The following is a 12,771-nucleotide window of genomic DNA, read 5'->3' on the forward strand; positions in this document are numbered from 1 at the left end:
TGAGTGGTAAAGAGCGTTCTAACGCTCTTTACCACCCACGACCCCTTGATGGAATTGCCCATTCAGTAGCAAATCGGACATCCGGTCAGCGACAGATGCCCACAGTGGACGCCTGGCACTGGTCGGCTCCCATTGGTCAGGGCAACCAAGCATGTAACCTGCGACAATCATCACCAGCGATGATCAAGATCTGCCCAAGATCAACTTAAGCTACGTGCCATTGGATTCTAGCCCTCTTTGCCACTCACAACCCCCTTCGCAAAGCGTGCATATGGGCATCAACCGGACATTTGCCCGCCTGAAGTGTCCCGAGTGGACAGTCAGAGTGCGGTCAGCTCTCGCCGGCCAGCTTGGCTCGGCCACCTACCCTGCGACCGACGCCTTCACGCGTCCTACCACTCACGACGTCTCAGGCGAGTGGCTTGTCCAGCACCGCTTTCACGTGGCTGAAGTTGTCGATCGAGTAGCGGCCGTGATAGCGCCCCATCCCGCTCTCCCCCACCCCGCCGAACGGCAGCTCGGGGGCCGCGAGATGGATGATCGCCGCGCCGAACACCAGGCCGCCCGACGACGTCTCCGTCTCGATCCGGCGCTTCGTTTCATCCGACTCCGTGAAGGCATACAACGCCAGCGGTTTGTCGCGTTCGTTGACGAACGCCAGTGCCGCGTCGACGTCGGGCACCTCGATGATCGGCAGGATCGGGCCGAAGATCTCGTCCTGCATCACCGGGGCGTCCGGGGAGACGCCGGTGAGCACGGTGGGCGCGATGTACTTCTCGTCGCGGTCGGACTGGCCGCCGACGACCACGGTTCCGTTGTCCAGCAAGGCGGCGAGCCGGTCGTAGTGCCGGGTGGAGATGATCCGGCCGTAGTAGTCGCTGGTGGCCGGGTCCTCACCGAACATCCCCTCGACGGCCTTGGTCAGGTGCTCCGCCAGTTTCGGGCCGGTGTCGCCGATCGCGAGGACGTAGTCGGGCGCGACACAGGTCTGGCCCGCGTTGGCGAACTTGCCGTAGGCGAGCCGCTGCGCGGTCACGGCGAGATCCGCGCCCGGCTCGACGATCGCCGGGCTCTTCCCGCCCAGTTCGAGCGTGACCGGCGTGAGGTGTTTCGCCGCCGCGGTCATGACGATCCGGCCGACGGTCCCGTTCCCGGTGTAGAAGATGGTGTCGAACTTCTGCTCCAGCAGCGCCGTCGTCTCGGGAATCGCCCCTTCGACGACGCGGACGCCTTCGACGTACTTAGGCAGATGTTCGGCGATCGCGGCCGAGGTGTTCGGAGACAGTTCGCTCGGCTTCACGACCGCGCAGTTGCCCGCGGCCAGTGCCCCGACCAGCGGTGCCAGCACCAGTTGCAGCGGATAGTTCCACGGCCCGATGATCAGCGCGACCCCGAGAGGTTCGCGGACGACGCGACCGTTCGCCGGCCGCAGCTGCCGGGGAAGGTCGGCGGGCTCCGGATTCAGCCAGGAGTCGAGGTTCTCCAGCGTGTGGTCGATCTCGTTGCGCACGAGCACGATCTCCGCACGCTTGGCCTCGAGGGCGTTCTTGCGAAGGTCGGCGTAGAGCGCCTTGAGGAAGACGTCCTCCTGCTCGGACAGGAGCGTGCGCAACCCCGTGAGCTGCGTCCGCCGCCAGGCCACTGGTTTGGTGGTACCGGAGCGGAAGAGTTCGCGCAGGTCATCGACGACGCCGGGCGCATCACTGCTGGTCATGAAACAGAGCCTAACCGCTCACGGAGGCGGTCGCCCTGCGCGACGCGGTATAGGTCGTTATACAGTCTCGTGAGTGGTAAGGACGGTTAGAACCGTCCTTACCACTCACGAGGACTCGCGGCGTTACGGGTAGCTGACCAGGTTGCTCGGCGTGGTCCCCGGCGGGGTCACCGCCCCCGCGTCGTTGATCACGTGGGTGATGGTCCCCTTGTAGTTCAGCGAAACCGTCACCAGGTTGTGGAACCGGACGCCGGATCGATTCGGCACCTCGAACGCGTGGTACAGGTTCACCGACGGGTTGTCGTTGAAGAAGCAGTAACTGCCCAGGCCCCACGCTTCATGCGTGGTCACGTTGTCCCCCACCTTGTAGGCGGCGTACCCGTTGAGCCCGTTGGGACTCTTCCATCCGGCCTGATCCGGGACGTCGTAAGGGATTTCGTTCTGGAAGAAGATCGTCCGGCCGTTCTGACCGTTCCAGATCACCTGGTACTTCTGGTAATGCTCGACGAACAGGCCGGTCGCCAGCACGTTGTCCCCGTTCACGACCACCCCGGTGTCGCCGGTGTTGATCGGCCAGCCGTAGGTGCCCGCGTTGCCGTGGTCGGCCCGCCAGGCCCAGATGTGGTCGATGATCGTGTCACGGCTGTTGACGATCAGGCTGTTCGTCGCCTTCCCCGCGATCTGACCGCCGATCCGGAAGAAGACGTCCTGCAGGGTCGTCGGATTGGCCGAGTGGTTCGCCGTCGACCCCGCCGGGCCGACGGTCAGCAACGACTGCGAGTTGGTCGTGCCGGCGTCGAACAGCAGGCCCTTGAGCCGGACCCCGTCCACGTCGGCGACCTTCATCGCGTCCACCCCGTTGTCCGGCACGAGCGTCGGATACCCGACCCCGAGGACGACGGTGTTGGCCTTGGTCACGTTCAGCGTCTGGTTGAGGTGGTAAACGCCCGGCGTGAAGAACAGGTTGCAGCCTTGGGAAAGGGCGTTGTTGATCGACGAAGCCGTGTCCCCCGCCTTCACGACGTAGAACTGGCTCATCGGCAGCGAGCTGCCCTGCGTGCCACCATTGGCCCAGCTGGGCCCGGAAGCGTTGGTACGCAAGGAAGGCAGGAACACCCGGTACTTACCGGACCCGTCGAGGTAGAGATACGGGACGTCGCGGGACACCGGCGTGGTGCCGAGCGTGGTCTCCGGCGGGTTCGGGAAGGTGTTCGCCGGGGCGCCGTTCGTCCCGGAGAACACCATGTTCCAGACGCCGCCTTCCCAACTGCCGTAGCTGCTGTCGCGGGTGTACCACTGCTGCTGCGAGATCGACGCGGTCTTGCCGGAGACCTTGGTGTCGGCGGTGTACCCGCCGCTGGCGAAGCCGTAGCTGGCCGGGAAGAGGTTCAGCCCGCCGCGGATGTCCATCCGGCGGAACGGCGCGGCCTGCGCGACGGCCCAGCGGGTCGCGCCGCTGCTCGGCACGACGGCGAGGTTCTCCGCCGAGCGCCAGAAGTTCTGCAGCGCCACACCCTTGTCCGACTCGTTGAAGGCGTCGACGGTCACGTCGCCGTTGATCACGACATCGCCTGGGTTCTGCCCGAGACCCGCGACGGAGGTGTAGTAGCCGACATCGTCGTGGATGCCGTTGTACACACCGGGCTTGAACAGATGCGCGTACCGGCGTTCGGTGAACTGCGCGGTCAGGGTGTCCTTCTGCGCGTTGAAGTCCGCGTCGAGCTTGGCCTGGATGGACGACGCCGACATCCCCGGGTCGAAGATCCGCACGTTCGGGCCGAAGTCCGGGACCTCGGCCTGGGCGGGACAGGTCGCCTGCGTCGATCCGATCGTGTAGCTCGCCGACGCCACCGGGGAGGTCGTCGAGCCGGACTTGAGCGCGATCGCGGAAACCGTCGAGGACACGGAGACCGTGATCGGCCCGGTGTACTGAGTGGACGAAGCGGTCGGTGTGGAGCCGTCCACCGTGTACCGGATGGTCGCGCCCGCGGTCGCGGTCGACAAGGTCACCGAGCGGGCGCTCGGATAGCTGCCGCCCGGCGGGTCGAACGTCGGCGAGGCGACGGTCGTGCCGCTGCCGCCGTGGGTGTAGCCGAAGTGCGGGGTGTCGTACTGCGGACCGTTCTTCTCGTAGGTGAACCAGTAGTCGAGCACGGTGCCGGCGGCGAGCGAACCGACGGTGTGCCGCCAGGTCCCCCCGTTGTCGGTCATGCGGACGTTCTGCTGCCCCACCCCCGGGACACCGGTGTAGTGGATGTCGACGTACCGCGCGGTCGTCGCCGGTGTGAAGGAGAACTGCGCCTGGGTCGCGTTCAAGGACGCGGCGCTCTGGCTGTAGTCGGCGGCCGCGGCGGTGGCGCCGCCCAGGCCGGCGGCGATCAGGAGTGCGGAAAGGCCGAGGGCGAGCACGCCCCGAACCCCTTTCCGCCGTTTGGGCTGCACAAAGATCCGGTTCACGTCGTGACACCTCCGGCGTTGGAAATCCACGGGCGAAGCAATTCGTTGCGCGCCACAACAAAGTAACCGTCCGTGCGATATGTCCAGATCACGCTTCGGTAACAGTGGTGGTCCAAACCACTGACTGCTCCCACCGGCGGCCGGGCATACGGCCGTTCGGCGTCCTCGGGTGGCGCGATCGGGCGCCTGTCAGCGGTCCGGGACGACGTACAGCGTCGAAGCTTCCCCGCCGTGCATGGCGCTCAGGCTGGCCTGACAGGCCCGGAGCACCTCGCGGTTCGCGACCGTGTCCGGCGGGACGCCGCATCCGTCGCAGAAGAGTTCGACCGATCCCGGGAAGGTCTCGTCGACCTCGACGTCGATCGTGCGATCGCACCGGCGGCACCATCGGTGCCCGGTGACGACCAGGACGTGCATCGGATCGGAGACGCAGTGATGCACCCAGCAGCGGTGGACGTAGCAAGTGGTCCGGACGTGCGCGCTCAGCCCGTGCTCCTCGGCCACGTCTTCGGCGGCGAGGATCGCGGCCAGCCGCCGGTCCTCGATCTCCCCGTACAAGTCCCGGCGCCGGGCCGGAGGTGCCGCGTCCGCCTCCGCGAGCAGTCTGAGATGAGCCCTTGAGGGTGGCGAAGTCCGAAGCACCATGTGGGTCTCAACCTTTCGGCGTCCACGGGAAGTCTTATCAGGTCACTTCCGATTTCGCCGGAGTGACACCCGACCGGGCGACAACGGCGCGCCCGTTTGTACGGCCCTTGTATTCGCGCTGCTCATGCTGACCGGACAACGGGTGAGTTCGTTCAGGAGGCAGGAATTGTTGACCAAGGTAGCCGTGCTCGCGACCGCGCTCTCGTTCGGCGTGGCCGCACCGGCCAGTGCCGAGCCGACCGCGGCCGCGTTGCCCGCGGCCAGCATGGAAGCGGTGCTCAAGGCCGCCCAGATCGACCCGCGCCGGGCCGACAGCGCCTTGACCCCCGGGGCCAAGGACAGCGTGCAGCTGGTGGAGCAGGCGCTGGCGGCCAAGGGATTGCTCGACCAGCAGTACGTCGACGGCCACTTCGGCACGTCGACGATCACCGCGTACTCCAGCTACCAGAAGTCGCTGGGGTACACGGGAATCGACGCCTCCGGCCTGCCGGGCAAGACGTCGCTCGAGAAGCTGGGCGACGGCCGGTACACGGTGACCGCGACGGTCTCGGCGGGTAGCCGCCTGACCTACCACGGCAAGACCATGAACACCCGGACCAAGGCGATGCTGGTGAAGGCGGAGGGTCTGCTCGGCAGGCAGCTCACCATCACGCAGGGCTCGTACAACCCCGGCGGCGTCGGCGCTTCGGCCGGTACGCACGACGGCGGCGGCGCGCTCGACATCGGCGTCGAGGGCATGTCTTCGGCCACGCGGACCGACGTCGCGAAGAAGCTGCGTCAGGTGGGCTTCGCGGCTTGGGTCCGGACCCCGGCCCAGGGTTTCGCCTATCACATCCACGCGATCGCACTGTCCGATCCGGACCTGTCGTCCGGCGCGCAGCACCAGGCCGGTGACTACTACCTCGGCTACAACGGCCTCGCCGGCCGGGGTTCCGACGACGGCCCCGCCGTCTCGCCGAAGGTCACCTGGGAGGAGTACCAGCGCGCGTGACCCCGCTGCCCGAAGGCCACCTTTCGCCGACGTTGATCATCGGCGAAAGGTGGCCTTCGGGCCGTCCGCGAACGCCCGGGTAGGCTTCGGCGCGACGGCGAAATCAGTGGGAAGGGAACATCGCGTGGAGGCTCAACCGGTCGGTCAGTGGCTCGACGAGCTGGCTTCGAAGGCCTCGACGCCCGGTGGTGGCGCGGCGGCCGCGATGAACGCCGCCGTGGGTGCCGCCCTGGTCTCCATGGTGTGCAACCTGACCATCGGCAAGCCGAAGTACGCCGAGCACGAGGCGAAGATGACCGAGGCTCTCGCCAAGGCCGAAGACCTCCGCGCCCGCGCGCTCGGCCTCGCCGCCGACGACGCCGCCGCGTTCGACGCCGTGGTCGCCGCTTACAAACTTCCCAAGGCGACCGACGAGGAGAAGCAGGCCCGCAGCGCCGCGATCCAGGCCGCCCTGGTCGGCGCGGCCGACGTCCCGCTGCGGACGGCCGCCCTTGCCGCCGAGGTCGTCGATGTCGCCGCCTCGATCCTCGAAGGCGCCAACACCAACGTCATCTCCGACATCGCGGTCGCCGCTTCCTCCGCCAAGTCCGCGCTCGAGTCGGCCGTGGTCAACGTCGAGGTCAACCTCGCGTCGATGTCCGACGAGCAGCTGCGCAAGGAGACCGAAGCCCGGCTCGCCGAGCACATCTCCGCCGCCGGGCGCGCCGACGCGCTCGTCGCCGCCGTCCGCGAGAGGATCGCCCGATGACGCTGATCGACGGGCGCGCGATCGCCGCCGCCATCACCGCCGAGGTCACCGAGACCGCCGCCAAGCTGCGCGAGTCGGGCACCGCTCCGACGTTGGCCGTGCTCGTGCCGACCGACGACGACGCCACCGCCTGGTACGTGCGCTCGATCGAGCGCGCCGCGAAGAAGGTCGGCGTCGACTGCCGGGTGGTCCAGCTCGAGAAGCCGACCGGCGACGACGTCACCCGCGAACTCGACAAGCTGTCCGCGGACCCCTCGGTGCACGGCATCATCTGCCAGACCCCGCTGCCCGAAGGCGTGACGCTCGACCACGTCGGCGCGCACATCGACCCCGCCAAGGACGTCGACGGCGCCAACCCGGTCAGCCTCGGCCGCCTCACCGCGGGCCTCCCGACCTACGCTCCCGCGACCGCCGCCGCGGTGCTGGAGATCTTGAAGCGTGAGCAGGTCGCCCTGTCCGGCGCCCAGGTCGCCGTCGTGGGCCGCTCGACCGTCGTAGGCAAGCCCGCCGCGCTCCTGCTGCTCGGCGAGAACGCGACCGTGACCGTCTGCCACTCCCGCACCAAGGACCTCGCGGCGGTCACCAAGACCGCGGACGTCCTGGTCGTGGCCGTCGGCCGCGCGCACTTCGTCGGCGCGGACCACGTCAAGCCCGGCGCCGTGGTGATCGACGTCGGCACCAACCCGACGCCCGAAGGCGGGCTCGTCGGCGACGTCGATCAGGCCGCGGTCGAGGGGATCGCGGGCTCGATCACGCCGGTCCCCGGCGGCGTCGGCCCGGTCACCACTTCGCTGCTGCTGCGGCACACGGTCACCGCCGCGCAGGCCTGACCCCGGAGCCGACGACGGCGGCCACGGTCTTCCGGACCTGGGCCGCCTCCGGCCTGGCTCCCGTGCGATCGGCGAACAGCAGATGCGTCGCGCCGATGAGCGTGGCCGCCAGCGTGTCGACGTCGGCGTCCTCGGCGATCCTGCCCGCTTCGCGTTCCGCCTTGAGATAACCGGCGATCATCACGGCCGCCTGCGTCAGCACCGGGACCCCGGCCGGCCACTCGCGGCGCAACCGGGCACGGAGTTCGTCGCGGAAGATCACGAGCGGGACGATCGCGACCGCGACCGACTCGAACACCGCCGTGAGTGCCTCCGCCAGGTTGTCGACGACCGTTCCGGTACCGACGGCCTTGCGCAGGCTCTCTTCGTCCAGCTTCTCGATCCGGTCCAGCACGAACTCGGCGAGGAACGCGTCGAAGTCGTCGAAATGCCGGTGCAGCACGCCTTTCGCGCAGTCCGCCTCGGTGGTCACGGCGCGGCTCGTGAGACCGCTCGGCCCGTCCCGCAGCAGGACCCGCTCAGCGGCGTCGAACAACTGCGCGCGCACGGCGCGCAGGGCCACCCCGGTCGGCATAATACGGCTCCTTCGCGTTGACGAGTGGGCAAGCGCCCACTTAAGATGGGCGCATGCCCACTCTACCGTCGGGGCAGGAGCCCCACCGTCATCGGCAGGCCGCGGAATCGTTCGGCGTGGACGCCGAACGCTACGACCGGACCCGGCCCGCCTATCCCCCGGAACTCATCGACCACCTCGTCGCGGCCGCTCCCGGCCGCGAAACCCTCGACGTCGGTGTCGGCACCGGGATCGAAGCGCGCCAGTTCCAGGCGGCGGGCTGTCACGTGCTGGGCATCGAACCGGACCAGCGGATGGCCGAATTCGCCCGCCGGAGCGGGATCGACGTCGAGGTCGCCAAGTTCGAAGCCTGGGAACCCGCCGGACGCCGGTTCGATCTGCTCGTCTCCGGGCAGGCCTGGCACTGGGTCGATCCGGTGGCAGGCGCCGTCAAGGCCGCCGAAGTCCTCCGGCCGGGCGGGCTCTGGGCCGCGTTCTGGCACGTGCCCGAACCACCGGCAGAGGTCACGGACGCCCTGGCGGACGCGTACCGGCGGTTCGTCCCCGATGCCCCGATCGACCTCAAGAGCGTGCCGAAACAACCCACGGACCCGTACGGGCCGCTCATCGCGAAGGTCGCCGACGGCCTGCGCGAAGCAGGCGGATTCGGCGAACCGGAGCGGATCCGTCACGACTGGGACCGGGTCCACACGCGCGACGAATGGCTGGACCAACTCCCGACGTTCGGCTCGCTCACCTGGGTCGAACCCGGTGCGCGGCAGAAGATCCTCGCCGAAGTCGGCGAGGCGATCGACAGACTGGGAGGCCGGTTCACCACTTGCTACGCCACCGTCACGATCACGGCGGTCCGGAACTGACGCGCCGGTGGCGGGAGCCGCGCCGCTCCCGCCACCGGCGTCCGTCAAGGCGTGACGGGGATGTTGGTCAGCCCGTTCACCGCCCTGGACACGGTGTTGGACGCGTGGACGACGTTGGGCCGTTCCGGGCACTTCGACGTCGACGTGATCTTGATGGCGTACTGGCCCACGCCGCCGAGATCGGACTTGTTGCCCCGCCAGACGTTCCCGCAGCCGTTGGGGAAGGACGGGGTGGTGCCTGGGTTGTGCGTCTCGTAGCCGTTCACGAACGTCCCCGGCGCGGCGAAGGTGCCGGCGTTGTCCTCGATGAGGTAACCGAATCCCTTGACGTCGACCCAGGAATCGGCCGAGTTCTGCCCGGAGATCCCTTGGCCGTCGAAGGTGTTGCCCCGGATGACACCGCCCTCGGTGCCTTCCTTGACGTCGATGCCTTCCGCGGCGACGTACGGTCCGATGTGGTTGCCGAGCACCTGGATCCGGTCGCTGCGGTCGACTCCGCCGGAGTTGCCGTGACACGCCCAGTTCGAGTTCGCCGAACCGAGGTAGACGCCCTCGCCGTAGCCCGCCTGCACGAGACCGGTGTGGCTGATCGTCGAGTCACGGATGACGCTGTCGGCCGACGAACGCCGGAAATGAACGGCCTCTTCGTCGATCCGGTGCACCCGCACGCCGTCGATCACGGTGTGGTGCGAGTCGTCGGCGACGATGCCCTTCTTCGACTCCTGCACGGTGAAACCCTCGAGGTGCCAGTACGGCGCGCCGTAGAGCCAGAATCCGTACCCGGAGTCCCAGCCCGCAGTCGGCGCCGGACACGAGGGCGCCTCGCCCGACGGGCCGTCGTTGATCAGGACCGCCGTCGACGGCCCGGTCACCGTGATCGGCGCACCGGCCGTCCCGGGTTTCGTGGCCACGAAGGAACCCCGGTAGGTTCCGGCGGCCAGTCGGATGGTCCGACCAGGGCTCGCGCCCGCCAGCGCGGCCTGCAGCTCCGCCGCGGTGTCGACGTCGACGACGTCGCCCACGGGGACGGTCATCGTGGTGGTCGGCGGCTTGCTCGTGGTCGTGGTGGTGCTCGGTGGCGTGGTGGTCGTCGGCGCCCCTCCCCCGCACGGACTTCCGTTGACCGTGCACCCGGTCGGCAGGCCCAGCCCGGCGGTGTTGAAGCCGAAACTCGCCGTCCCGCCGGGTTTGATCGTGCCGTTGAAGCCGGCGTTGGTGACCTTGTAGTGCTGCCCGGTCCTGGTCAGCACCGAACTCCAGGAGCTGCTGACCGTGGTCCCGGCGGGGAGATCGAACTCGATCGTCCACTGTGCACTGTTCGCGTCCCCGGCGTTGGTCAGCGTGTACTTCCCGCCGTAACCGCTGTCCCAGGCCGAACTCTGGGCGAACGCGGCGGACAGGCTGGGCGCGGCGGCCTCGGCGGTGACGACGGCGCCGAACAGGCCCGCCGCCGACGCCGTGGCCGCGATCGCGGCGAGCAGTCGTTTCCTCGTCATTCCGTGCCTCCGCATTTCGTTCCGGCGATCGAACACGCCACCGGGAGTCCCTGACCGGCGGCGTTGAAGCCGAACGTCGCCGTGCCGCCGGGTTTGACGCTTCCGTTGTGCGCCGCGTTCCCGAAGCGGTAGTGCTGGCCCGTCTTGGTCAGCACCGAACTCCAGGAGCTGCTGACCGCCGTCCCGGCGGGAAGGTCGAACTCGATCGCCCACGAACCTACCGCCGTCGAACAGGTGTTGGTGATGGTGAAACCGGCGCCGTATCCGCTGTCCCACACAGACTTACGGACGAACGCCGCCGTCAGGCAAGCGCCGGGATTCGAGGTGGTCGTGGTGGTCGGCGTGGTCGTGGTGGTCGAAGTCGGTGTGGTCGGCGTCGAGGTCTGGCCTGTCGACGAGGACGGCGGAGTCCCGTCGACGGACTTCAGGAACAGCGAAGACGCGGCGTCGGTCTTGGTCGCGTCGACCCCGTGCCCTCCGGTGTAGTCCCGCTGCTCGTTCTTCGCCCAGTCGGCGATCGGCGTGCCTCCGGCGTCGAGGTGCTTGTACGCGGTGCCGTCCCACCCGAAGGCGTACACGCGATGGCGGTCGGCGTAGAAGTCGTTATACGGGCCGTTGTCCGCGAGCTGTTTGGTCATGGCGTTGTTGAAGAACACGTTGCGGGGGCCGGTGGCACCCGACCATTTGACGGCCTTCTTTCCCGCGCCCCACCAGATCGGGAACCAGTTCGAGTCGTCGGGACCGCCGCCGCCCTCTTCACCGCAGTTGGCCCGGCAGTTCCCGGAGCGGTGCGCGTAGGGGACCTTGACCGTGTTGAGCTCGAAGAGGTTGTTGCGTTCCCAGCCGCCGTGCAGGTTCAGGTCGGAGTCGAACGAGTTGCCGACCACCACGTTGCCCGAGGCGGACCACTGGAAGGTGAAGTGCCGCAACAGGGTGGAGATGTTCCCCGCGTAGAGCGAGTCCCACACCCGGGAGCCGCGGAAGTAGCCGTTGCCGCCCTTGCCCTTGTTCCACGAGCCGTTGAGTTCGTTGTCGACGATCTGGAGGTTCTTGGCCTCCTCGGTGACGATCGGATGCGACCCGGTCATGTCGGCGCGGACGCCCCGGACCCAGGAGTTCGCCGCCCACTTGAACACGATCCCGTGCATCTCGGCGGCGGGCGCCATGTTCCCGTAGTTGTTGTTCGCCTCCGCGGGGTTCAGGCCCGGCATGTCCTGGGTGAACCCGAGATTCTCGAACCCGACGCCCAGCACCGGGTCGACCAGCGGCGCCGCCTTCGAGTCGTAGGTGGCACCCTCGATAGGAGCAGAACCGTCCGAAGTGGAGTTCACCGGGACGTCGTACTCGAGCGGTTTGTCGAGGGTGATGGTGCGCGCTGACGTGTCCAGCGCCGCGATGGTGAAGATCTGCTGGCGCGTGTGCATGTTCAGCAACGGGAACGTGGTCGGCGTCGCCTGCTGCTGTTCGTAGAACTTCTGCGAGTTCGCCGCGCGGATGTTGACCAGGTTCCCGGCGGCGAGCGAGGTCAGGGCGCCGCTGCTCGCCAGGTGGACGACCCGGTCCCCCATTCGCGCGGCGAACGCGGTGTCACCCGGTTTGCCCCGCAGCTTCACCCCGGCCTTCCAGTGAACGTTGATCGTGCCTTCGAAGATGTCCTTGCGGTTGGCGGGCGCCGAGGCATGGTCGCTCGTGTAGGACGAGTGCACTCCCCTGGACTGGACGCGGAACAGTCCGCGCCCCGGCCACAACCAGCCGCCCTTGCCCGCACCCGAGGTCATCCCGTCCTCGTCCCAGTCCGAGCCGTCCGGGGTGAGGGTGTCGTACCGGGTGTTCGCGTCGGGCCGGTAGACGAACTTCGTCGCGTCCTTGCCCGCACCGCGCAGGATCAGGTAGTCGGCGTCGACGTGGATCTCGTGCGTGACGTCGAACCGGCCTGCCGGGAAGGTGATGGTGCTCAGTTTGGTGTAGCTCCCCGACGGCGAGCACGCGCTCTTGATCCCGTCGATCGCCGCCTGGATCCCGTTCGTGTCGTCGGCACCGTCGTCGGGTTTGACGTTGTGCTGGCCCGCCAGTTCCGCGGCGGTGACCTGGCAGGCGGCGTTCGAATTCACTTCACCGGAGCCGGGCAGCGCGGCGCCGCCCCGGTACCCGGCCTTGAACCAGTCGTAGAGTCCCGCGACCGGCGCGCGGCGGTTGGCCGCGCCGACATCGAGGCCGGTCAGGGCGCCGGGCCCCGGCGCCGCGTCCGCCACGTCGGGCGGTACCTGCAGGAGTGCGGCGGTGGCGACCACGGCGGCGACCACCGGGAGGACGGCACGACGAAGAGGACTTTTTCGGGGCACCCGAAACCTCCGTGACGGACTGACGGAAGGTGTTGCGGCGTGTACACCCGGACTCCGTCTTTATAGTTCACGTCCCTGTCACTCGTCAACGGATGTGAACAACATCCATGTATGTGA

The 12,771-nt window shown here is 68.2% G+C and carries 10 protein-coding genes; 4 read left to right on the forward strand and 6 right to left on the reverse strand.

Annotated features, from left to right (window positions below; all coding sequences use genetic code 11):
- Positions 1-409: 409 nt before the first annotated feature.
- From ACZ5IK_RS43760 to ACZ5IK_RS43770, 3 genes are all read right to left on the reverse strand, one after another.
- Complete coding sequence (locus tag ACZ5IK_RS43760) at positions 410-1,714, reverse strand: aldehyde dehydrogenase family protein (protein WP_465493119.1); 1,305 nt, start codon at positions 1,712-1,714, stop codon at positions 410-412.
- A gap of 123 nt (positions 1,715-1,837) precedes the next feature.
- Positions 1,838-4,171 (reverse strand): chitobiase/beta-hexosaminidase C-terminal domain-containing protein, encoded by a 2,334-nt coding sequence (locus ACZ5IK_RS43765; RefSeq protein ID WP_465493120.1) that lies wholly within the window; start codon positions 4,169-4,171, stop codon positions 1,838-1,840.
- 189 nt (positions 4,172-4,360) lie between these two features.
- Entirely contained in the window at positions 4,361-4,816 is a 456-nt protein-coding gene (locus tag ACZ5IK_RS43770) for a hypothetical protein (protein WP_465493121.1), read from the reverse strand.
- 166 nt (positions 4,817-4,982) lie between these two features.
- Between ACZ5IK_RS43770 and ACZ5IK_RS43775 the strand changes: the two genes are divergently transcribed.
- The 3 genes from ACZ5IK_RS43775 to ACZ5IK_RS43785 all read left to right on the forward strand — a co-directional run bounded on the left by ACZ5IK_RS43775 (position 4,983) and on the right by ACZ5IK_RS43785 (position 7,385).
- Complete coding sequence (locus ACZ5IK_RS43775) at positions 4,983-5,807, forward strand: peptidoglycan-binding protein (protein WP_465493122.1); 825 nt, start codon at positions 4,983-4,985, stop codon at positions 5,805-5,807.
- Between the two features lie 124 nt (positions 5,808-5,931).
- Positions 5,932-6,555, forward strand: a complete 624-nt coding sequence (locus ACZ5IK_RS43780; protein ID WP_465493123.1) for a cyclodeaminase/cyclohydrolase family protein — start codon at positions 5,932-5,934, stop codon at positions 6,553-6,555.
- Entirely contained in the window at positions 6,552-7,385 is an 834-nt protein-coding gene (locus ACZ5IK_RS43785) for a bifunctional 5,10-methylenetetrahydrofolate dehydrogenase/5,10-methenyltetrahydrofolate cyclohydrolase (protein WP_465493124.1), read from the forward strand. The genes ACZ5IK_RS43780 and ACZ5IK_RS43785 overlap by 4 nt, the downstream gene beginning before the upstream one ends.
- Here the strand turns inward: ACZ5IK_RS43785 and ACZ5IK_RS43790 are convergent.
- Positions 7,366-7,959 carry a TetR/AcrR family transcriptional regulator gene (locus ACZ5IK_RS43790; RefSeq protein ID WP_465493125.1) on the reverse strand — a complete coding sequence of 198 codons (594 nt, stop codon included), beginning with the start codon at positions 7,957-7,959 and terminating at the stop codon, positions 7,366-7,368. The two genes, ACZ5IK_RS43785 and ACZ5IK_RS43790, sit on opposite strands and share 20 nt — an antisense overlap.
- 116 nt (positions 7,960-8,075) lie before the next feature.
- On the opposite strand from ACZ5IK_RS43790, the gene ACZ5IK_RS43795 reads away from it, so the two are divergent.
- Positions 8,076-8,816, forward strand: a complete 741-nt coding sequence (locus ACZ5IK_RS43795) for a class I SAM-dependent methyltransferase (protein WP_465493154.1) — start codon at positions 8,076-8,078, stop codon at positions 8,814-8,816.
- A 44-nt stretch (positions 8,817-8,860) separates the two neighbouring features.
- On the opposite strand, the gene ACZ5IK_RS43800 is transcribed toward ACZ5IK_RS43795, so the two are convergent.
- Together ACZ5IK_RS43800 and ACZ5IK_RS43805 are read right to left on the reverse strand one after the other, a co-directional pair.
- Positions 8,861-10,312, reverse strand: coding sequence for a cellulose binding domain-containing protein (locus ACZ5IK_RS43800; RefSeq protein WP_465493126.1), 1,452 nt, complete (start codon positions 10,310-10,312; stop codon positions 8,861-8,863).
- Positions 10,309-12,654: a cellulose binding domain-containing protein gene (locus tag ACZ5IK_RS43805; RefSeq protein ID WP_465493127.1), complete on the reverse strand. Its 2,346-nt coding sequence runs from the start codon at positions 12,652-12,654 to the stop codon at positions 10,309-10,311. Before ACZ5IK_RS43805 ends, ACZ5IK_RS43800 begins: the two co-directional genes overlap by 4 nt.
- Positions 12,655-12,771 lie beyond the last annotated feature (117 nt).

Source organism: Amycolatopsis sp. NPDC031561 (assembly GCF_055580625.1).

Bases quoted from the DNA above. Each gene is read 5' to 3' on its own strand.
- ACZ5IK_RS43760 (WP_465493119.1), bottom strand. From the start codon at position 1,714: ATGACCAGCAGTGATGCGCCCGGCGTCGTCGATGACCTGCGCGAACTC.
- ACZ5IK_RS43770 (WP_465493121.1), bottom strand. From the start codon at position 4,816: ATGGTGCTTCGGACTTCGCCACCCTCAAGGGCTCATCTCAGACTGCTC.
- ACZ5IK_RS43785 (WP_465493124.1), top strand. From the start codon at position 6,552: ATGACGCTGATCGACGGGCGCGCGATCGCCGCCGCCATCACCGCCGAG.
- ACZ5IK_RS43790 (WP_465493125.1), bottom strand. From the start codon at position 7,959: ATGCCGACCGGGGTGGCCCTGCGCGCCGTGCGCGCGCAGTTGTTCGAC.
- ACZ5IK_RS43800 (WP_465493126.1), bottom strand. From the start codon at position 10,312: ATGACGAGGAAACGACTGCTCGCCGCGATCGCGGCCACGGCGTCGGCG.